22 protein-coding genes and 2 pseudogenes are annotated in these 19,377 nt (G+C 38.3%); 13 read left to right on the top strand and 11 right to left on the bottom strand.

The window, feature by feature from the left end; all coding sequences use genetic code 11:
* Nucleotides 1–16: 16 nt before the first annotated feature.
* Entirely contained in the window at nucleotides 17–1,795 is a 1,779-nt protein-coding gene (locus P20311_RS17405; RefSeq protein ID WP_008115310.1) for a sugar phosphorylase, read from the top strand.
* Nucleotides 1,796–1,847: 52 nt separating this feature from the next.
* On the opposite strand, the gene P20311_RS17400 is transcribed toward P20311_RS17405, so the two are convergent.
* Nucleotides 1,848–2,924 (bottom strand): ABC transporter substrate-binding protein, encoded by a 1,077-nt coding sequence (locus tag P20311_RS17400; RefSeq protein WP_008115309.1) that lies wholly within the window; start codon nucleotides 2,922–2,924, stop codon nucleotides 1,848–1,850.
* 136 nt (nucleotides 2,925–3,060) lie between these two features.
* Between P20311_RS17400 and P20311_RS17395 the strand changes: the two genes are divergently transcribed.
* Nucleotides 3,061–3,450 carry a cytochrome b562 gene (locus P20311_RS17395; protein WP_008115308.1) on the top strand — a complete coding sequence of 130 codons (390 nt, stop codon included), beginning with the start codon at nucleotides 3,061–3,063 and terminating at the stop codon, nucleotides 3,448–3,450.
* 9 nt (nucleotides 3,451–3,459) lie between these two features.
* The gene (locus P20311_RS17390) at nucleotides 3,460–3,846 is read left to right on the top strand and encodes an OsmC family protein (protein WP_008115307.1); all 387 of its coding nucleotides are present in this window, start codon (nucleotides 3,460–3,462) and stop codon (nucleotides 3,844–3,846) included.
* 54 nt (nucleotides 3,847–3,900) lie between these two features.
* Here P20311_RS17390 and ykgO read toward each other — a convergent pair whose 3' ends face one another.
* Nucleotides 3,901–4,035 carry a type B 50S ribosomal protein L36 gene (gene ykgO, locus P20311_RS17385; protein ID WP_036954899.1) on the bottom strand — a complete coding sequence of 45 codons (135 nt, stop codon included), beginning with the start codon at nucleotides 4,033–4,035 and terminating at the stop codon, nucleotides 3,901–3,903.
* Complete coding sequence (locus P20311_RS17380) at nucleotides 4,032–4,298, bottom strand: type B 50S ribosomal protein L31 (RefSeq protein ID WP_008115306.1); 267 nt, start codon at nucleotides 4,296–4,298, stop codon at nucleotides 4,032–4,034. The genes ykgO and P20311_RS17380 overlap by 4 nt, the downstream gene beginning before the upstream one ends.
* A 232-nt stretch (nucleotides 4,299–4,530) precedes the next feature.
* Between P20311_RS17380 and P20311_RS17375 the strand changes: the two genes are divergently transcribed.
* From P20311_RS17375 to P20311_RS17365, 3 genes are all read left to right on the top strand, one after another.
* Nucleotides 4,531–4,800, top strand: a complete 270-nt coding sequence (locus P20311_RS17375) for a hypothetical protein (RefSeq protein WP_013463206.1) — start codon at nucleotides 4,531–4,533, stop codon at nucleotides 4,798–4,800.
* 278 nt (nucleotides 4,801–5,078) lie between these two features.
* Entirely contained in the window at nucleotides 5,079–5,885 is an 807-nt protein-coding gene (locus tag P20311_RS17370) for an alpha/beta fold hydrolase (RefSeq protein WP_008115300.1), read from the top strand.
* Between the two features lie 4 nt (nucleotides 5,886–5,889).
* Nucleotides 5,890–6,801, top strand: coding sequence for a GGDEF domain-containing protein (locus P20311_RS17365; protein ID WP_008115298.1), 912 nt, complete (start codon nucleotides 5,890–5,892; stop codon nucleotides 6,799–6,801).
* Between the two features lie 68 nt (nucleotides 6,802–6,869).
* On the opposite strand, the gene P20311_RS17360 is transcribed toward P20311_RS17365, so the two are convergent.
* Entirely contained in the window at nucleotides 6,870–7,910 is a 1,041-nt protein-coding gene (locus tag P20311_RS17360) for a metal-dependent hydrolase (protein WP_008115296.1), read from the bottom strand.
* Nucleotides 7,911–8,022: 112 nt separating this feature from the next.
* Entirely contained in the window at nucleotides 8,023–8,910 is an 888-nt protein-coding gene (locus tag P20311_RS17355; protein WP_036955030.1) for a LysR family transcriptional regulator, read from the bottom strand.
* A 115-nt stretch (nucleotides 8,911–9,025) separates the two neighbouring features.
* Here P20311_RS17355 and P20311_RS17350 point away from each other — a divergent pair, with 115 nt between their 5' ends.
* Together P20311_RS17350 and P20311_RS17345 are read left to right on the top strand one after the other, a co-directional pair.
* Nucleotides 9,026–10,198 (top strand): MFS transporter, encoded by a 1,173-nt coding sequence (locus tag P20311_RS17350; protein ID WP_171048695.1) that lies wholly within the window; start codon nucleotides 9,026–9,028, stop codon nucleotides 10,196–10,198.
* A 147-nt stretch (nucleotides 10,199–10,345) separates the two neighbouring features.
* A pseudogene (locus P20311_RS17345) lies at nucleotides 10,346–10,540 on the top strand (aldo/keto reductase); the annotation flags it as partial.
* 54 nt (nucleotides 10,541–10,594) lie between these two features.
* On the opposite strand, the gene P20311_RS17340 reads toward P20311_RS17345, so the two are convergent.
* Complete coding sequence (locus tag P20311_RS17340) at nucleotides 10,595–11,287, bottom strand: hypothetical protein (RefSeq protein ID WP_008115289.1); 693 nt, start codon at nucleotides 11,285–11,287, stop codon at nucleotides 10,595–10,597.
* Between the two features lie 15 nt (nucleotides 11,288–11,302).
* On the bottom strand, nucleotides 11,303–12,250 hold the full coding sequence (locus tag P20311_RS18815) for an IS1595 family transposase (protein WP_083830255.1): 948 nt from the start codon (nucleotides 12,248–12,250) through the stop codon (nucleotides 11,303–11,305).
* A gap of 47 nt (nucleotides 12,251–12,297) precedes the next feature.
* On the opposite strand from P20311_RS18815, the pseudogene P20311_RS17330 reads away from it, so the two are divergent.
* The 4 genes and pseudogenes from P20311_RS17330 to P20311_RS17315 all read left to right on the top strand — a co-directional run.
* A pseudogene (locus tag P20311_RS17330) lies at nucleotides 12,298–12,924 on the top strand (aldo/keto reductase); the annotation flags it as partial.
* Between the two features lie 66 nt (nucleotides 12,925–12,990).
* Nucleotides 12,991–13,278 (top strand): putative quinol monooxygenase, encoded by a 288-nt coding sequence (locus P20311_RS17325; protein ID WP_008115286.1) that lies wholly within the window; start codon nucleotides 12,991–12,993, stop codon nucleotides 13,276–13,278.
* Nucleotides 13,279–13,663: 385 nt separating this feature from the next.
* Nucleotides 13,664–14,476 (top strand): hypothetical protein, encoded by an 813-nt coding sequence (locus tag P20311_RS17320; protein ID WP_008115285.1) that lies wholly within the window; start codon nucleotides 13,664–13,666, stop codon nucleotides 14,474–14,476.
* A gap of 136 nt (nucleotides 14,477–14,612) precedes the next feature.
* Complete coding sequence (locus tag P20311_RS17315; protein WP_033104236.1) at nucleotides 14,613–14,867, top strand: hypothetical protein; 255 nt, start codon at nucleotides 14,613–14,615, stop codon at nucleotides 14,865–14,867.
* 137 nt (nucleotides 14,868–15,004) lie between these two features.
* Here P20311_RS17315 and P20311_RS17310 read toward each other — a convergent pair whose 3' ends face one another.
* Nucleotides 15,005–15,658 (bottom strand): DUF6058 family natural product biosynthesis protein, encoded by a 654-nt coding sequence (locus tag P20311_RS17310; protein ID WP_008115283.1) that lies wholly within the window; start codon nucleotides 15,656–15,658, stop codon nucleotides 15,005–15,007.
* A gap of 172 nt (nucleotides 15,659–15,830) precedes the next feature.
* Here P20311_RS17310 and dapA point away from each other — a divergent pair, with 172 nt between their 5' ends.
* A complete protein-coding gene (dapA, locus tag P20311_RS17305; protein WP_008115282.1) occupies nucleotides 15,831–16,748 on the top strand; it encodes a 4-hydroxy-tetrahydrodipicolinate synthase in 918 nt (305 codons plus the stop codon).
* Between the two features lie 72 nt (nucleotides 16,749–16,820).
* On the opposite strand, the gene P20311_RS19395 is transcribed toward dapA, so the two are convergent.
* From P20311_RS19395 to P20311_RS17295, 3 genes are read right to left on the bottom strand one after another with little or no spacing between them, the layout of a single operon-like run.
* On the bottom strand, nucleotides 16,821–17,507 hold the full coding sequence (locus tag P20311_RS19395; RefSeq protein WP_008115280.1) for a hypothetical protein: 687 nt from the start codon (nucleotides 17,505–17,507) through the stop codon (nucleotides 16,821–16,823).
* Nucleotides 17,508–17,526: 19 nt separating this feature from the next.
* Nucleotides 17,527–18,639 carry a DUF4105 domain-containing protein gene (locus P20311_RS19390; protein ID WP_008115279.1) on the bottom strand — a complete coding sequence of 371 codons (1,113 nt, stop codon included), beginning with the start codon at nucleotides 18,637–18,639 and terminating at the stop codon, nucleotides 17,527–17,529.
* A 39-nt stretch (nucleotides 18,640–18,678) separates the two neighbouring features.
* Nucleotides 18,679–19,146: a DUF3015 family protein gene (locus P20311_RS17295; protein ID WP_008115277.1), complete on the bottom strand. Its 468-nt coding sequence runs from the start codon at nucleotides 19,144–19,146 to the stop codon at nucleotides 18,679–18,681.
* Nucleotides 19,147–19,377 lie beyond the last annotated feature (231 nt).

The raw sequence follows: 19,377 nt of genomic DNA, 5'->3' as shown, positions 1-19,377 counted from the left end.
CTTAAACGAGGCGCCTGTGGACATAGTTAGGGAACAGTTTTTTCAACGAGTCGAACAACATTTACATACTATTTATCAAGGGGTTGAGTTACCTATGCCGATAGCTGAGTTGGCTGAAGAATTAATCACCTTGATATTGAGTAATAACCCACTTCGAGATCCTACGCCGCACACTAATCGCTGGGATGAACAAGATATTATTTTAATTGCCTATGGCGATTCTATTATAAATCATGAAGACAGTGAGTTAGCAGTTGGAACTCCCCTAGAGGCGCCCTTAAAAACCTTGCATCGCTTTATAAAAGAGCAGTGCGATCACCAGCTTAATGCACTGCACATTTTACCTTTTTATCCGTATAGCTCAGATGAAGGGTTTGCGGTAATGAACTATGCGCAAGTTAATGAAGCGCTGGGCGACTGGCAAGACATTAACGCGATTGCAAAAGATGTAAAACTGATGGCTGATTTAGTCATTAATCATTGTTCTAGTCGAAGTCTTTGGTTTGAAAACTTTTTAACCGATACACACCCAGGGAAAGACTATTTTAAAACAGCTAGTTTAACTGACGACTTAAGCCAAGTCGTGCGCCCACGAACCTCGCCATTATTACATACGGTAGCCACAGCAAGCGGTGATAAGCATGTATGGTGTACATTTAGTCATGATCAGGTGGATTTTAATTTTGAAAACCCTGAGGTATTAAAAGAGTTTGTTGGCATTATTCGCCATTATTTAGATAACGGTATTCGCTTGTTTCGCCTTGATGCCGTGGCATTTTTATGGAAACAACTCAATACCAGTTGTATAAACTTACCGCAAACCCATGAAGTGGTGCGTTTACTGCGAACGCTGATTGAGCATGCCGAGCCCAGTGTGGTGATTATTACCGAGACCAATATTCCTAATCAAGAAAACCTATCGTACTTTGGTAATGCCAACGAAGCCCATGCAATTTACAATTTTGCCTTGCCACCGTTGTTGTTGCATACCTTACTCAGTGGTGATAGTACGGCGCTTAAGCATTGGATGATGAGTATGCCGCCTGCACAAAACGGCACTGCGTATTTTAATTTTATTGCTTCTCACGATGGCATTGGTTTAAGACCAATTGAAGGCTTGCTGCAACCCAGTGAGGTTGCTTCTTTAGTCAGTACCACCATGAAATTTGGGGGACGCGTTTCAATGCGCACCAGTCACGATGGTACACATACCCCCTATGAGCTAAATATTGCCTTGTTTGATGCCTTACAAGGGACGCATAATGGTGCAGATAAATATGGCCTTGAGCGTTTTTTGTGTGCCCATGCCATTATGTTTGCAATGGAAGGAATTCCGGGGCTATATATACATAGTTTACTTGGCACCACTAATGACTATGAGCGCTTTGAAAATTCGCAGCACAATCGTGCAATTAATCGTCATCGTTGGCAAGAGTCAAAATTATTAGCGGCAATTGCAGAAAAATATAGTCATCATCATCAAGTATTCAATGGAGTAAAACAGTTATTAGCAGTGCGTAAAAGGCAAACGGCATTTCATCCTAATGCAACACAGTTCACTTTGCATTTAGGAGAGGGGTTATTTGGTTTTTGGCGACAAAGCATTGACCGCCAGCAAAGTATTTTTTGTATTTATAATATCAGCAGTCAGCCACAAAGCTTAACCTTGGCCGATTTGAACTTAATAAATACACAGCAATGGTATGAGCTGCTCTCTAAAACAGTGCTGGATGAAGAGCTTAAAACTATGCAAGTAGCACCGTATCAAACACTCTGGTTATCTAATAGAGCATAAATAACGACGTTTAAAGTAATCAATGTAACTGTAAAGGGGCTTTACAGTTACATTACTCAAGCGCGAGTAGTAAGTTTTCTATAGTAAATTCAACGTCTGGGCGGGTTTTACTAAACTGCGAAAAGTCTATTTCGGCTAGGTTATTCGCATTAATTGCATTATATAAAGGCTTATTTGTATCGTTGAGTGGCTGAAAAATATCATTAGTGCTGTGAAAAAGTGGCCAACGCTTTAAATCAGTATGGTTATCAAATAAGTTTATAATTGCATGAGCCCCTAATAAAACATGACCCCCTATCGATATATCAAGCGTGTATGCGTTATTAGGCGCAGAATCCCAGTTAATCCCACCCACAAAAACCTGCGATTGTTTGTTTAGTTGCGTTAATGCTCTATTAGCACCAAAGGCAATGGCATCATTAGCGCACCAAATAATGTTAATTTCAGGGGCTTGCTGCATATACGCCATGGTTTTTATATAGCCTTCTTGCTCAGACCAATTTGCAACCTCTTTAGCGGTTAAGGTTACTTTAGGTGTTTGCGCTAAAAAATCCATTAACCCTTGGGTACGTAAAGTAGAAGCGGGGGTTGTGTAATCCCCTAGTAAAGCTAATGTATGAGCTGGCGTTTTTGTTTTATTGGTAAACTTTTTATAAAGCTGCTGCATCAATAATTTACCTGCAACACGATTATTTGGGGTAATACTGCCGACCACATTGACGCCATTTTTTTGCAATTGCTCGAGAGACGCAGGGGAAGGACGATTTAATAAAAAATAAATGGGAACCTTGTTACTGTCTATTTTAGATAGGTATTGGCTGGTGACATTTTTTTCGTTTACCAATAACAGGTAATCAGGCTTATCGTTAATGGCCTGCTGGATCAGCTCTTTCATTAAAATATGATTTCGATTGGCGTATTTTATAGTTAATGTCACATCTAAATCTGTGGCAGCATTTTGCATAATTTTAGAAACATGAAACCAAAAATCACCGGTTTTATTGCTATTAGCTTCAGTTGAATTTGAAAAGCCAGGATTGATGAATATGATCTCTAAGGCATTAATACTGTAACTACTGAATAGCAGGCAGGAAAAAGTTATCAGGCGGTGTAATTTAAACAAAGGCATATGTTTCTCTATATATTTTATAAAGCTCGATTTTTACCTTGCTAACTAGCTCCGTGGTGACATCTAAGCGTTATGCTATATAATACCCTAGTAAGTTTAGCATGTATGCAGCAATTAATTTTTTTAGGATTTATGAATGAAAGCAGTTTTATTGTTAATAGTATTACTCTTTAGTCAAACAGTTGCCGCTAATGACGTAAGCGACTTAGAAAAGACCATGAAAAATATTGGGCTTGCTTATAAACAAAGTGTTGAAGCAACCCAGTTAGCAGAATTTAATGGCGCTATCGATGAATTTATTAAATTGATAGAGCAAAGTAAGCAAGCCAAGTTTTATAAAGAAGCTCAGAAGTCGGTGCAAGGGTTAGATAAGGTGCTGGTTCAAGCCCAGTTAGCCAAAAAAGTAGCGAACGAGCAGGGACTTGAGTCGGCAAAAAAACCACTTAAGGCGATTGATAATTTGCGCAAAAAATATCACGAATTACATGAGCCTCCAGGCTTTTTTGAATTACTGTTTGGAAAATAAGGATTAGTAATGGAAATTTCGGTTTCAATGTTAGGTGGTCAAAAATTAAGTGCTAAGTTTGGTGAGCATGAAGTTATAAGCGACCAAAGCATAAACGCTGGTGGTGATGCAGAACATCCAGAACCATTTGACTATTTTTTGGTTAGCATGGTTTTGTGCGCTGGTTTTTATGCGCGTAAATTTTGTCAGCAAAGAGAGATCTCAACCGACGGCATGACGCTGACACAAAATAACGAAAATGTAGATGAAAACGGTAAAAAACGTTTTTCTATTGAAATTGGGTTGCCTGAAGGTTTCCCCGATAAATATAAAAAAGCACTTATTGCTGCTGTAAATACATGTACCGTGAAAAAGGTTATTCAGGCAGTGCCTGAGTTTTATGTTGAAGTAAAGTAAATACCCTTTAATAATAATGCCGAGTAATAAACTCGGCATTATTATTTTATCCCACTATTTTTTATTCATACCCTGTACGGCCTTAAATCTTGGGTTATCTTTACATATCACGAACACACGCCCTTTACGTTTTACAATTTGACAACCAGGTCGTTGCTTTGCGCTTTTTAATGAACTTAATACTTTCATTTGCTTTCCTTTTTAGCCGAAGATAAGTTTTTAAAACGACGATTAAATTGCGCAATGCGACCATCGGATGCGAGCGTTTTTTGTTTGCCTGTATAAAATGGGTGTGAGTCACTTGAGACATCAATAGGCACATAGGGATATGTATTACCGTCTATTTCGATAGCGCGGTCGGTTTTGATGGTTGAACCTATAATGAAATATGAATCGGCTGCAGTATCATGAAAAGCAACCATATGGTAATCAGGGTGAATATTGGGTTTCATTAAACGCCTTTAATGTTATGTGATAATATATCATTTAATTTAACGTATTTATTTTCCCTTTGCAAATCATTTTAAATAGCCTTAAACGCAGTGTAATTGCTGTGTATTTGCACAAAATAGTCAAAAAATAAGCACTTAGATCAAAAGTACTGGCTATTAGTATTTAGGCTGCTATAACTAATTTCGGCAAAAAAAATAATAAAAATTTAAACACGTAGAATAGAGGTAGTTTATGAGTGACGCTCAAACAAAACAGGACCAAATCGACCAAGGAGTTATGGACACTCTTAGGGAGCGCGATCATAGTGTATTGGCAAAACAAGTTGACTCACTCGCATGTTCTCATAACGATATCATTGAATTGCTTGCTCATTATTTAGCATTAAGCGAACAAGAAGATGATGAGTTATTTGATGACTGGTTTGACTCTCTTTCAAAAGAACAACACACCGTGCTAAAAGTATTTGAAGTATATCGCGGACAGTATGAGCACCAAAACTAACTGTTTGTATTAGGCATATTAATTAGTCATTATGCTAACACTGGCTATACGATTGTAATTTAATGTTAAAAAGGCATTGTTTTTATATATAAGCGAAATAATTAATTACACTTATTCAATACAATAGTATGTACTTTGCCCCTTGATTATTTTTTAAACTAACTAATTGATGTATAAAGCTTTGCAATGAGTTAAACTTATTTATATAAACAGTAGCCCTCACTATGTTTAATAAATATACTACTTTTATTGGGTGAACAAAGAAAAGGATCATTCTAATGCCGCACTTAAATGAAATACGCAAAAGAAACAACGTCAAAATAATTGGCAAGGGTGATAGAACCTTGGTGTTGGCTCACGGATTTGGTTGCGACCAAAACATGTGGCGATTTATTATTCCTGCCCTTGAACAACATTTTACTTTAGTGCTGTTTGATTATGTAGGCTCAGGTAACTCGGATGTGTCTAAATATAATAAACAGCGCTACTCAACCCTTGATGGGTATGCCAAAGACGTACTAGAAATATGTGCCGCACTTGAACTTACCGATATTACATTTATAGGCCACTCGGTTAGTGGCACCATTGGCGCACTTGCTGCCATTGAGCAACCAGAGCTATTTTCTAAGCTGGTTATGGTGTGCCCCTCACCGTGCTTTTTAAATTTACCCCCTGATTATTTTGGTGGATTTGAAAAACAAGACCTTCACGAATTACTAAACCTAATGGATAAAAATTACATTGGTTGGGCAAATTATTTAGCGCCTCTAGTAATGGGCAACTCTCATCCAGATGAATTTATAGCGGAACTATCGGGAAGTTTTTGCTCAACCGATCCCCTTATTGCAAAAACCTTTGCAGAAGCCACGTTTTTATCCGACTACCGTTTTATACTTGAACATATAAAACAGCCTACTTTAATTTTACAAAGTGAAAATGATGCTTTAGCCGCGCCTTCTGTTGGGGAGTTTGTAGCGAATGAAATTTCAAATGCAACACTTAAGGTTATTAGTGCGCATGGCCACTGTATTCATATGACGCACCCAGAAACAGTCAGCCGTTTAATTTTTGATTTTGTGAGTTAGCCACATGTCACTTGATAAAGTAGATGAAAAGCTTGCTGATTATTCCGCAGATCACTTTTTAAATGGTGCATTAGTGACAAATGCAGATAACATTATTGTTTATGCAAATACTTATTTTCAAAAGGAATTACAGTGGAATTGTAATGAGCTTATTGGCAAGTCAGTTGATAAAATTATAGCTAAATCATCAAAAATATTTTTACAAAGTTATGTGCTTCCTACCTTACTGCATGAAAAAGCGTGTCAAGAAATGCAGTTAATTATGCTCAGCGCCCAAGGCGAGCGTATGGCCGTTACCGTTAATGCTCAGCTTGATGAAAAGAGCTATATATACTGGAGCTTTTTTAACGCGACTCAGCGAGATAAGCTTTACGACGAGCTGATTAAAACACGGGAAAAGTTAGAATCGCAAACTGAACGCTTACAATCTTTAGCGTCTACTGATGAGTTAACCAATTTATTAAATAGAAGAGAGATGAATTGCCGCAGCGTGCTGTTACTCGAACAGGCTATGCGATCAAAGCAGTCGGTTGCATTATTAATTATCGATATTGATAATTTTAAAGTCGTTAATGATACCTTTGGGCATTTAGAAGGGGATCGAGTTTTAAAAGAGTTGGGGCAACGTCTTAAACATTTTGGTCGACAAACCGACCTTATTTCTCGTTACGGCGGTGAAGAGTTTTTAATTATGATGCCAGATACAAATAAAGCAGATACTTTGTCATTTTGCCAAAGGTTGCATTTATTAATTGCTGAAATTAAAGTAGGTAATCGCCCAGTAACCGCCAGTATTGGGGCAAGTTTGAGTACTGCGAAAACGACGTTTACTGATTTATTTGCCCAAGCCGATAATGCGGTATATGAAGCCAAAGAGCGCGGAAAAAACAGAACCCAATTATACGATAACCCCTAACTAAATAGAGGTAAACTCAACAAGGTATTGAGTTGAGTTTACTCAAAAGATGGCAGTTATAGTTGGTATTATTGCTCTACACAATTATTTTTTGCTAATGGCGATGCCAATACGGTATCGGGGTGCCAAATTCTATCCCATATTTTAGGTAGGTTGTTTAAGTTGGGTCTTTGACTTATTTTTTCAAAATTACCGACACTGATTGCTGAGCCATCTTTCTGACCGACAACAAAATTAAACACATAAGCACACTCCATGCCCATGCGTAAATCAGAGAGAATAACTTTGTCTTGCTGCTCGCGAACGGAATAAAACCCTTTTGTAAACCACTGCAAGCGTTTAACACCCCATTCATTTTTAATCTCGTTTAGTAAAGAAGGGGTTGTTTGGTATGCATTTAAGGTAACCTCGTTGGGTGTATCAAACACCGATGCATAGCCTTCATAATATTTCCCATCCGACATCACAACCACCCGCCAAAGTAAAGTAGTAAACGGTGCTGGAGTGCTAATGTATTCATTGACAGTAATGTCTCTGTTTTGCAGCGCAGTGTTGACTTTATCGTCAATAACAACTTTAAGAATAAGCGAACAACATAAATAGAGAGTACTTACTGTGAGCGTAATTGCGTTAATTTTGTAGGCGGTTGGGGCGGTTATTTTTGGTATTAAAGTGCCTATAACCCCTACTAATAGCGGTAACGTGTAGAGGGGATCAATAATAAACATATTTGAAATTGCAAACGGATGCTCTGTAAGTGGCCACATTAATTGCGTACCGTACACAGTAAGTGCATCCAATAGTGCATGGGTTGATAAACACAAAAACACTAACCAAAACCAACGTGTTTTATACGCTTGCATGCCAGTGTGTATTTTTAAAATTAGCCAAACAATCAAAGGGCTAATTAACAAGTGCACAAAAAATGAATGGCTAAAGCCACGGTGATAAGTAAATGCTTCAACACTGCCGCCATAGGGTAAAAACACATCTAAATCGGGTAAAGTGCCCAAAATAGCGCCCCATAACACCGCTTTGCGGCCCACTTTGTTACCTAATACTGCGTACCCTACAGCGCTACCTAACGCAACTTGTGTTAAAGAATCCATACTACCTCATCTAAATAATGCAACTTCAATGTATATACTAATACTGATCTTAAAACCGTCATTATTATATTTTATTTCATTAAGTGAATTTTAAACTGATTTAAAAAGCGATTTATAAACTCAATCGCGGTTGTATAAAATCTAAAAAAGCAACGATACGTGAAGAAACCGCCCCATTTTTGTAATAAACGCCATAAATAGACTCTCGGTTATTAGGGGTTTTTATACTCTTGGGTAACACCTCTACTAATCGTTTAGAAGCCAAATCTTCGGCAATCATAAATTGTGAGAGTAGTGCTATACCTTGATCAGCAATACATAAATGCCTAATGGTTTCGCCGCTGCTAGCTCTTAAATCAAAGTGCAGTGATAACTCATGTTTAAAAGGCCATTGATTGAGTTTGTTGGGCTCACTGAAGCCAATTAGATTATGGTTTTTAAGATCTGAAACCTGCTGTAACGGTGGCGCATTATTTAAATAACCTGCGCTTGCGACCAATTTCAATTTACTTTGGCCTAATTTACGCGCATGAAGGTTTGAATCTTTTAAGTCACCAATGCGGATAGCTAAATCTGTTTTGCGCTCAAGTAAATCAATAATATTGTCATGTGAGGTAATATCGAGGGTGATTTGTGGGTACTGCTTTTTAAACTCATTAACTAGAGGTGCTAGTTGATGTAAAACAAATGGGCTTGCTGCATCTATACGCAAATGCCCTTTTGGAGCTTGCTTAAGTAGGTTAATTGTTTCTTCGGCGCAAAGCAGCGTGTTTAAAGCCTTTCGCGCATATTCTATGTATATATGCCCTTCCTCGGTAAGTTCTAAGCGGCGTGTTGTTCTATTTAGTAATGTGCAGTTTAGCCTGCTTTCAAGACGAGATAGTGCTCTTGAAACCTTAGCTACATTTAAATCAAGTAAACTAGCCGCACCGGAAAAACTGCCACAATCAACAATGGTAATAAACATTTCTAGATCTTCAGTTTTAGCTTGAACAGGCATAAATTCACTCATTTATATTTGCAAAATAAACAAAAGTATTTTGCCATTTATGCCATTTATTGCAAAGGCATTTTTACTCACACTGTACATCTATTTTAAAAATGAGGATGTAACTATGCCATTGGCTTTATGGGCGCTTACCTTAAGCGCATTTGCAATTGGAACAACAGAGTTTGTTATAGTGGGTTTAGTGCCAACTATTGCAAACGATTTAGGCGTGAGCTTACCATCAGCAGGCTTACTAGTGAGCTTATATGCGGTTGGTGTAGCTATTGGCGCACCGGTTCTCACTGCATTAACGGGTCGCTGGAACCGAAAAGTGGTACTTATAAGTCTTATGGGCTTATTTGTTATGGGTAACTTATTAGCTTGGCAAGCCCCTAGCTACGAAACGTTAATAATAGCACGCATTTTAACTGGACTTGCTCACGGTGTATTTTTCTCTATTGGCTCAATGATAGCGACAAGCTTAGTAAGTAAAGATAAAGAGGCTAGCGCCATTGCAATTATGTTTACCGGCCTTACGGTAGCGCTAGTAACGGGTGTGCCATTAGGTACTTGGATAGGGCAGCACTTTGGTTGGCGCGCTACATTTTTAGTGGTGTCATCACTTGGTATTATCGCTTTAATTGGAAGTGCTGTATTAGTACCTAAAAATTTAAAGCAGTCTATTCCGGCGACGTTTAAAGAGCAGCTACAGGTTATTGTTAAGCCGCGCTTATTGCTCGTTTATTTAATGACTATATTAGGCTACGGCGGTACGTTCACCGCATTTACTTATTTAGCGCCTATATTAGAGCAGCAAACTGGCTTTGCACCATCCGCTATTGGTTTAATAATGCTGGTTTATGGTGTGTCGGTGGCTGTTGGTAATATATGGGGCGGAAAATTAGCCGACAAGCGAGGCCCAATTAGCGCACTGAGTATTATATTTAGCGCGTTAACAATTATTTTATTGGCTTTCACCTTTACTATGGAATCAAAAGTAGCCGCAGTGCTGACTATTTTAATATGGGGGGCATTTGCATTTGGTAATGTACCAGGTTTGCAGCTTTATGTAGTAAAACAGGCAAAAAAGCATACTCCTAATGCGGTAGATGTCGCATCGGGCCTAAACATAGCAGCGTTTAATATTGGAATAGCCTTAGGCTCTGTTACAGGGGGGCTTGTAGTCGAGCATATGGAACTAAAAGATACCGCATGGATTGGGGCCGTTGTTTCATTACTGGCTTTAATAGTCACCCGGTACAGTGGCAGGCTAGATAAACAAAATGTTCAGGCTAAATAAAGCGAAACTTATGTAGGTTAGTCTTGAAATAAAAATGAATGACCTCAGTATTTTCATGAGGTCAAAATTTTAAATCAAAAAGTAATCGGTGTATTTAGTAAACGCGACGTTTGAATTTTAAACCAATTATTTAATAAGGATAAAGCTATGACACAACGTGTAATTGAAATGCCAGACTTAGGTATGGGTACTTTTCGTTTAGAAGGTAAAACTGCTTATGAATCTGTAAAAATGGCGTTAGAAGTAGGATTTCGTCATATTGATACCGCGCAAATTTATGGTAACGAAGAGCAAGTTGGCCAAGCCATTAAAGACAGTAATATCCCCAGAGATGAGTTATTTAGGCTGTGATCCATTTTTGTGTTGATTGAATAAAATTTCAATATTAATCAACACTTAAAAGAATTCGTTAAAAACGTCCTCAAACTGTTCACCATTGTTCAATCTTTCTAAGCCACTATACATGTCCTTTGGGTTCATTGGCTCTACAGCTATTAGTGATGCTTGATAATACTTTACATTGGTGTTTGGGAAGTCACTAAGGTAAAACACCGACTTAATCTTAGCTACGTCATCATTTGTCACATTAATGTTTTCTGATAAAAATGGCTTTCGGTAATCTGCTTTGATCCCTGTGCCTTCAATGAACCAAGCAGGTAATTGAGTTAGTTCAACAAACAAATTTGTTCTATGTCTGACCTCTGCATGAACAAGTTCATGAGCTATTACATCAGTGCTCAGTCCTTTGGGGCCTAGAAATATACATTCTCTGAATAAACCAGAGTTTTGCATACCTGTGGGGTTAAATCCGAACTTGGCATATTTTGTTTCGGCTGTAGCAATGATTCTAGGGTTGGAAGTGGGAGTACCATAGATATCCGAAACCCTTTTAAATGCTGATTCTACAGCATGAGACAGCTCAACTTGCTTCGAAGTGTCTATACTTTGATCAATATAAAAATCTGGTGATACTTCATTGAAGTGTGTTACCCCTATCAGTTCGCAAGCAATGGCATCTTTTTTAAAGTAGCCAAATGAAGCTATAAAAAACGTAATAAAAACAATGATCAATATCTTAAGTATCTTCATTAAAATTCCAAATATTTATAGTGCTAAAACAACCCAGCTATCATCTTCTTGTGATTGCTCCATTTGCCTAAACCAAGCGATGTAGTTGTCAAGGTAATCTGTGCCAACCCCATTAAATTGCCTTAGCCACTGTTTCCAGCGCATCATCCAATTGTTTAGTGTTTGTATGTGATAGATGCCATCTATAACTCGTTGATTATCAATAGCTATAAGGCGTTTATGATCAAGCTCAAAAGGAAGGTTTTTAACGATGGTTTGATATGACAAATTGCCATCGGTACACAATACACTCTCGGGCGTTAATACTGGTGCTAGTGACTTCTCCAGCTCTTCTCTTGTGTTTCTTTGCAAGACGCAGTGGGTGACAGCACCGTTGCGATCTAATGCAAGCATAACTGGTACTTTAGGTATGTCATGGCTCTTAACACCACGCTTACGTGGAGGTCTTTCCAACTGGCGTTTACCCTTGAACGACTCGTTGATAAATGTTTCATCGGCCTCAATGATCCCATGAAGCTCTGAAGGCTTTCTTTGTCTCGGTTTAGACAATAACTGATGCCGCCAACGCCAAGCGGTTTTAACATTAATACCTAGTTCACTTGCTGCTTCTCTGATCTTGGCTGTAAACCACATGCCTTCTGAATACTGGTGCCATTTATCTTGCTTTTTCATACCAGATAATGGCGTACCAGTAAGTGAATTAAAAGTTCGTTCACAAGCTTTGCATTTGTATCTCTGCTGTCCTCGTGCTGTTGTTCCGTATTTTGTAAACTCATGGCTACCACAATGAGCACATTCGGCTACGCCCTCCTCATGCACAGCAATAGCTTTACCTACATGATTCGAAGAGATCATTTCTTCGATGTGGTGTCGGAGGCGTTTCAACTGAACAAAAGTTAGATCTTCTAGTGTTGCTTGAAGATTAGCAAACTGGGTATTATTCATAGACGCTCCTAACATGATTTGACTTACTTAGTATAGCAAACCAACACAGAAATGGATCAGCGCCGTTATTTATTACTACCAAAGTATGGAACAATAAACTCAATAAAAACGACTTTATCGCAAGTGTAGAAAAATCATTAGAAAAGTTACAAGTTGACTCGGTTGATTTATTGCTAGTTCACTGGCCTGCACCATCAAACAATGAGCCTATGAGCGAATACCTGACTGAGCTACTAAAAGCTAAAAAGTTAGGGTTAACCAAACATATAGGTGTATCAAACTTCACTATTGCGAACTTAAAAGAAGCGATGCAAACGTTAGACTCGCGTGAAATATTTACTAACCAAGTAGAAGTGCATCCCTATTTAACCAATACCAAACTGCGCGCCTTTTGTGCTCAACATGACATACATGTAACAGCCTATATGCCGTTTGTGGTTGGTAAAGTGTTAAACGATCAAACCATTATAGATATTGCTAATAAACACGATGCAACGCCAGCGCAAGTGGTTATTGCATGGGAAAATGCGAACGGCATGACCACAATTCCATCATCGACCAAGCGTAAAAACTTAGAAGATAACTTTAACGACAAGGTAAAACTTGATGATGAAGATATAGCGCGAATTGATGGCCTTGATTGCAACGACCGCCAAGCAACGCCTGACTTTGCACCACAGTGGGATCAATAACCAAAAAGCCAGAACTAAAACAGGTGCAGTTGAGCTGCACCTTTATTTTTGAAACAAGGAACACCCATGTTAACGGTAATTGCTACACTATCGAGTGAAAATAGCGATGCAGAGCGTCTATTAACCGAGCTCGAAAACTTACAACAGTCTTCGCGCCAAGAAGTAGGCTGCCTGCGTTACGAGCTATCAATTAAAAACGATGCTGCGCAAACTATCTATTTAGTGAGTGAGCAATGGGCGTCTAATGAGCATTTCGAAGCCCATAAAAACGCGCCACACTTCAAGGCCTTTGGTGATGCTGTAGGTGCATTTATTACCTCTACCGATATTGATGTGTACAAAACCATTGGTTAGCAGCACAAAGCTAATGCCCAAGTAGGAGCTGTAACTTACAGCTCCATTTTTTAAATATCACTTCCAAATGTCCTTTTAAAATATCATCCTTTTCAGCTGCTCTTTTCAACCCATGCGGTTTCATAATAAAAACGATTTCATAATAGCCACCTTTAATAAGAAATTAATGTTTGTATAGGTAATGATGGTTAGTCTGATATTACTAAACACACCCTTTTTGGTGTAACTTTTTACTGTAATAAAAAGATTCGGATATAACTAACTGTTTACAAATATTTTTTGATGGTTAATATAAATACGAAGAGATATCGATATTTGACGGCTTTTATAACGACAGATGTCTTAGAAAGAATGGTTAGGTTGCAATCAAAATATGGAGTATTAATTGAGTACCAAGGAAACTTTGAAAAAGTTGCATGAGAATGAACAAAGTTTATTTATAGTTCATTATTCGTGTCAGAATTTAAATGATAATAATGAAAACTACTCACCTAGGATAACTTCGATTGCAGTTCTTCATGTTGGTAGCTCAACAATGCACAGCTTTTCGATTCATTTAATCGCAGAAGTAAATAAGATACCACGCGAAAACATTCACGATCATTATGATGACCTAGAAAAAGAGATGTTAGCTCAGTTCTTTGCATTTCTTTCCGACAATGATGGTGCTTTCTGGCTTCATTGGAATATGTCTAATATAAATTATGGTTTTGAAGCTTTAATTCACCGCTACAAGGTTTTATCTGGTGTTGATGGTAAAAGAATCCCAGATTCAAGGAAGTACAATTTATCGTCCCTAATTTTATCTATATACGGTAAGGGCTGTGTTGAGCACCCCAGGATGGCAAGTTTCATGAAATTAAATGACGGCGAGCATCGTGATAATTTAGCTGGAAAAGAAGAAGTTGATGCTTTTGCAGCAAAAGAGTATGTTAAGCTACATAAATCCACAATGTCTAAAGCATATTGGTTCCAGCATATGTATTATCTTCTACAAAAAAACAAAGTAAATGTGCATAATAAGAACTGGGGTAATAAGGTAAATACTTTTCTAGAACGTCCGACGGTTAAAGCACTAGGCTTTGTAGCTGTTGTGTTTTCATTATTTCAAGCGGCTCAAATTGGTTATTCCACTCTAGAGCTAGAAGAAAAAAATGATAGTAAAGCGCAAGAGCAAACCAAAAAGCCAATAAGATGAAATAAAAATTGTTTTCTCTGTTTAGCTTTACTCAATACTCTAGCGTTCTAATTGAGCGCGATCAGCTCGGTGAAAAATGATAATTATCTCGAGATTTCTAAATAAGACTGAAAAAGTAGAGTATTACTTTGCAATCATGCCAGACAATATGGAACGCCCGTTTATTTTTGGAGCTCAAAGTGCTGTTCCTAAGCTGCCTTCAATTGCTCAGTGGGGGGCATCTTCAAGATTTGGACTTGATAGTCTTGATACCATTGAAGGAAAGTTATGGAAAGATTGGCGCTTTTCTTTAGAAATGCTTGGTGCCTCATGGGTAATACCAATTATTGAAGAGTCAGTAATAAAAGATGATGTATCTCATGCGGTTAATGAAATCATATCTAAATCGTAAATCTGCAATTAACAAGGCGTAGTTGTCGGACTGTTTGTCTCGTTGCACTAAAAATAAGCCGCAAAGCACAGTGTTGGCATTGTTTAATAAAACCAACAATCCATACATAGCTAAACTCCTCAGCCAAACACGACCCTTTACTTAATCGATAAGTCGTATTTTAAAATAAGGGCATCAATATAGCGGCTACGTAATGTGAGTTGCTTTTCGTGATCGGCGCCATGGCTAAGGGCTTTATTTAGAAGCTTCATGGCAGGGTGAATGCGGGTGCGCTCATCCTTATCTAAACTGGCTTTGCTGCGCAGTTCGGTTATATCGTCTACTAATAATCTGCCAATATCCACAGCCACAATTTCATCAATTAGGCCATTTTGGGTGAGCACGCCATATTTGCTGCATAAAAACTGTTGCCACACTTGCTGTAAATGCTCTTCTATTTCACAGCCAAACAATTCTTCGTTAAATATAAAGCCTTGCTGTGCAAGCTTAGCCAAGCACTGGGTATAGTGCTGGGCAAACAGATTAAAAGCTTGGTTAGATGACTCAATTTTTTGCTTAACTAATCCTTGCCCCCAATTTACGCAGCCACGGGGATAATAATCGTCGTATTCTTCACATTCATATAACCCTGAATAAGAGCTGCAGCTCATTTGATTTTTAATGCAATAACTGGGTTTAGGGAAAATGCTCTGTGCTTGCCAATTTTCAAGAGTTTCAGTGTCTATGTTGAGTGCTTGGCATAACTCATCAGTGTGATAAAAGTGAGTGCTTAAATAGTCAGATAAACGCATAGTGGCTCGCTTAATAGTAAAAAACAAAATACTGTTTATTTATACAGTTATTTATTTTGTATCATCAAACTCAATAACACAAGCCATTTTATAATTAAATACTGGCTATCACTGCAAATAGCGCGGTAAATATGGTACAAATAGGGCAAGTATTAATAACAATGATTTTTTTATGCGCACCCTAGAACAAATTAAACAAGCAAGCCTTATTACTGCAATTAAAACACCTTACTTAGCCAATGGTGAGATCGATCTTGCAAAGTATGATGAACTCGTTGAAATACAAATTGCAGCGGGTGTTGACGGCATAGTTGTTGGTGGCACCACCGGTGAAGGCCAGTTAATGAACTGGGAAGAGCATTTAATGCTAATTGCGCACAGTGCCAATAAATTTGGTGATAAATTACTGATTGTAGGCAACACCGGCAGTAATAATACGCGCGAAGCAATTAAAGCAACAAAATATGGTTTTGCCAGCGGCATGCATGCCTCATTACAAATTAACCCTTACTACGGGCGCACATCAATTGCCGGTGTTAAAGAACACTTTAAACGTGTGCTTGATATTGGTCCGGCGTTTATTTACAACGTAGCAGGGCGCACAGGTCAAGACCTCACCCCTGATATTATTGAACCACTGGCCCAGCATGAGCACTTTATTGGTGTTAAAGAATGTGGTGGCAATGAGCGTATAGCGCACTATGAACAACAAGGTATTGCGTGTTGGTCTGGTAATGATGACGAAGCACACGATGCACGCCATACTCATAAAGCACATGGTGTTATTTCAGTTACGTCTAACCTGATCCCGGGTTTGTTCCGTCAATTAATGGATAGCAAAAATGATGCGCTTAATAACTCATTACAACCATTAATGAACTGGTTGTTTTGCGAGCCAAACCCAATTGCCATTAACACCGCGATGATCATGACAGGCGCGGTTAACCCAGTGTTTAGAATGCCTTATGTGCCGCTTAGCGATGAGCAACAGCAACAAGGTGAAACCCTAATTAATCAGCTTAATGAGCAAGATTTTGTCGGTAGTCGAGCGCAGTGTGTGGATATTAGTAAGGTTTTGATTTTATCTTAAACTGTTAGACTATTTATTAAATACTAAATTTTCAAAGCAGCCTACTGTAAACACAGAGGCTGCTTTTTTATATCACTGCCAATAGTAGTTGAGTTTAAGCTGCCACATAGCTGAATTAGCGTGAGTGACCGCTAATCTAATATCAATATCTTGGCTTAAAGGCACTGCCATTTCTAGTTTGGTTTGCGCAGGGTTTTTGGCATTTAAGAATGACTTTTCGTAGGATGCTTTAAGTTTAATACCTGAGTCAGTACCAGTAATAATCCCCACTTCTACCGACGAATCATAAAAGTGGCTGTTTTTAGCTAAATCACCTAAATAACCATTAATTAAGCTATAGGCTAAGGTGTTGTTGCTAAATTGCCAAGCTTGTCCGGCTCCCCCCATAACAAAGCTACGTTTACAGGTTCTGCACAGTGCTGGTTGTCTGTCGAATCCAACATTAATTTTCCACGACCACTTAGATTCATTAGCCCAAGATAATTGGTTTGGATTGAATGACTCCAAATCTAATAAATGAACTTTGTTTATGTAAGTTTCGCCATCAGTAAACATCAGCTCGGTATCTAACATTTCTAAATTAGAAAATGGAATGCGGGCAATATCAGAGGCAAGGGTATCAAAATAACTCAACCTAAAACCCAAAGTGTACTGTGTTTGCTCAGCCGTGTGCACAGCAGAAACTGAGCTATTAGAGGGCTTTTGCCCTTGATGTGGTGGCTGTTGGGTAAATTGAAATTTTACTTTGTTTTCGCCCATTGGCAGCTTTAAGCGCGCTTTAATAAGTGCATTTTTTTAACTCACTTATTTTTACTGGGGTTTGCTTTTGAATTTGTTTTACTTGTACCAGTTCAAATAAAGCCCCAATAATGGCTTTTTGAGACTGTACTGGCAAAGCTAAAAAAGATTTGCTTTTAAGTACTGCTGATTCAGCAAAGATTTGTTTAGCAAAGCTGAGCTCTTTTTCACTTAAAGATTGAACGTGCTTGGTAAATACAGTGTCGCGCGAGGGGGTAAATGTGATCTTTTTAACCGCCGATTGGCCTTGGTAAGTGGCCGTGTTTAATCTTGAAAAAATAGTGGCTGGTATTACCCAAGGAGCGCCTTCGCTGGTTAGTTGATCGCCAATAACAAGTTCAATAATTTGCGCAAGATGAAATGCACAGTTTTCATCGGCAAAGTAATAATCAAATTCAGTGCCTAAAATTTCCCATAAGTGATTAGCAATAAAAACCACATCGCGCTCGTTTAGATTGAGGGTATATTCCCATAAATCTCTTAATTCTATTTCACCATAGTTGTGCTGGTGGCGATAAAACAATTGATCTGAAAAACCGGCTTTATAACCACCAAACAAGCCCTTGAGAATATACACCAAGCCGTTTTCATTATCTGGAACGTGTGCGCCATAGTTAATACTGTAATCTAATAATTTGTTTTTTGATTCGGTCGAGCGATTAAGTTTAAGTAATAAATGACCATATAACGATGCGGGATTACTCATATAACCAGATGCAAATACTAAACTAACAGAGTGAATTGCTTGTTGCTCTCGCCATTGCTTTAATTTTGGGCACTCTGCAGCTGGCATTGAAAAGGTTAAACCTTGCTCTTTGAGCCATTGGTAACGAGCAGGGTAGCGACATGGCATTGAGGGCAGGTTATTAAAAGCATGGATTGTTGCTTTTAATTCGGCAGCCGGATCAGTACGTCCGTTATCTGCAATAAAAAATGATGCGTTAGTAATATAACTGATGGTAGCTGGTTGGTTTTTGTAATGCCCTAATTTCAACCATATTGGGTGTTTGGCTAAAACAGAGATAGATTGCGTGGCAGAGCTTGAGAAAGAGATGAATAAAAAAGCACTAATTAAATAAAATAGAGGTTTCATTGTTTAACCAAAAAAAAGGGCTGTTAAGCCCTTTAATTATTAGATTGCAGCGCATTGAGATGAAAAGTTAGTTGTAATTTTACCTTCAACTAATTCATAAAATGCTTGTGCATTGTCTATTGGCGCGTTTGCGTAATCGTTACGTACCGAAGTGATAATTTGTTGATGTGCAGTTACATCACAACCACGTACGTTAAGCATTGCAGCGATATACTCGCCTTCACCCTGTGCTATTTCTTGTTCTAATACAGGAAAAGTTTGTTGAATAAACTGCGCTGTTTTTACGTTAGCGCCTTCACAACTTTCTACTGAAGAGATGTTAGAAGACACTGCAGTTGTGCCTAAATCCCAAATAATATTAGAAATTGCTGCAGCAACGCCATTATCTGGGAAAACCATCGCGCCAATACCACATTGTTGCCATGGGTTGATGCCACTTTTTGCTTGTGACGGCATTGAAACAAACGCGCTTACTAATACCGCAGCAGTTAAACATCTTTTTATCATTATTAATTTCCTTTAATTTATATTCACCCAACAAAATGGGCGAGAAAGTGTACCTGCTTTTTTTATTTAAATGCAAATGGTTATGTAACACAATGTAAAACAACGGTGTAAAGTTTATAAAATCGCAATAAAGAAGTGAATAAGCGAGGATTAATATTGCGAGTTAAAATCATTTAGCTAACTCAAACAGCGTCTAATAATAGCTAATTACCCCGCATTTTATAAATTAGC

It is taken from the genome of Pseudoalteromonas sp. BSi20311 (assembly GCF_000239875.1).
In the GTDB taxonomy this organism is placed as follows: domain Bacteria; phylum Pseudomonadota; class Gammaproteobacteria; order Enterobacterales; family Alteromonadaceae; genus Pseudoalteromonas.
Note: the sequence above shows the minus strand (reverse complement) of the source record. Positions and strands in the feature narration are given on the sequence as shown.

Coding starts and splice junctions, on each gene's coding strand:
- P20311_RS17355 (WP_036955030.1), bottom strand. CDS start 8,910: ATGCCTGTTCAAGCTAAAACTGAAGATCTAGAAATGTTTATTACCATT.
- P20311_RS17350 (WP_171048695.1), top strand. CDS start 9,026: ATGCCATTGGCTTTATGGGCGCTTACCTTAAGCGCATTTGCAATTGGA.
- P20311_RS17370 (WP_008115300.1), top strand. CDS start 5,079: ATGCCGCACTTAAATGAAATACGCAAAAGAAACAACGTCAAAATAATT.
- P20311_RS17380 (WP_008115306.1), bottom strand. CDS start 4,298: ATGAAACCCAATATTCACCCTGATTACCATATGGTTGCTTTTCATGAT.
- P20311_RS17315 (WP_033104236.1), top strand. CDS start 14,613: ATGCCAGACAATATGGAACGCCCGTTTATTTTTGGAGCTCAAAGTGCT.
- P20311_RS19395 (WP_008115280.1), bottom strand. CDS start 17,507: ATGGGCGAAAACAAAGTAAAATTTCAATTTACCCAACAGCCACCACAT.
- P20311_RS19390 (WP_008115279.1), bottom strand. CDS start 18,639: ATGAAACCTCTATTTTATTTAATTAGTGCTTTTTTATTCATCTCTTTC.
- ykgO (WP_036954899.1), bottom strand. CDS start 4,035: ATGAAAGTATTAAGTTCATTAAAAAGCGCAAAGCAACGACCTGGTTGT.
- P20311_RS17390 (WP_008115307.1), top strand. CDS start 3,460: ATGGAAATTTCGGTTTCAATGTTAGGTGGTCAAAAATTAAGTGCTAAG.
- P20311_RS17295 (WP_008115277.1), bottom strand. CDS start 19,146: ATGATAAAAAGATGTTTAACTGCTGCGGTATTAGTAAGCGCGTTTGTT.
- P20311_RS17365 (WP_008115298.1), top strand. CDS start 5,890: ATGTCACTTGATAAAGTAGATGAAAAGCTTGCTGATTATTCCGCAGAT.
- P20311_RS17395 (WP_008115308.1), top strand. CDS start 3,061: ATGAAAGCAGTTTTATTGTTAATAGTATTACTCTTTAGTCAAACAGTT.
- P20311_RS17340 (WP_008115289.1), bottom strand. CDS start 11,287: ATGAAGATACTTAAGATATTGATCATTGTTTTTATTACGTTTTTTATA.
- P20311_RS17375 (WP_013463206.1), top strand. CDS start 4,531: ATGAGTGACGCTCAAACAAAACAGGACCAAATCGACCAAGGAGTTATG.
- P20311_RS17310 (WP_008115283.1), bottom strand. CDS start 15,658: ATGCGTTTATCTGACTATTTAAGCACTCACTTTTATCACACTGATGAG.
- P20311_RS17400 (WP_008115309.1), bottom strand. CDS start 2,924: ATGCCTTTGTTTAAATTACACCGCCTGATAACTTTTTCCTGCCTGCTA.
- P20311_RS17325 (WP_008115286.1), top strand. CDS start 12,991: ATGTTAACGGTAATTGCTACACTATCGAGTGAAAATAGCGATGCAGAG.
- P20311_RS17360 (WP_008115296.1), bottom strand. CDS start 7,910: ATGGATTCTTTAACACAAGTTGCGTTAGGTAGCGCTGTAGGGTACGCA.
- dapA (WP_008115282.1), top strand. CDS start 15,831: ATGCGCACCCTAGAACAAATTAAACAAGCAAGCCTTATTACTGCAATT.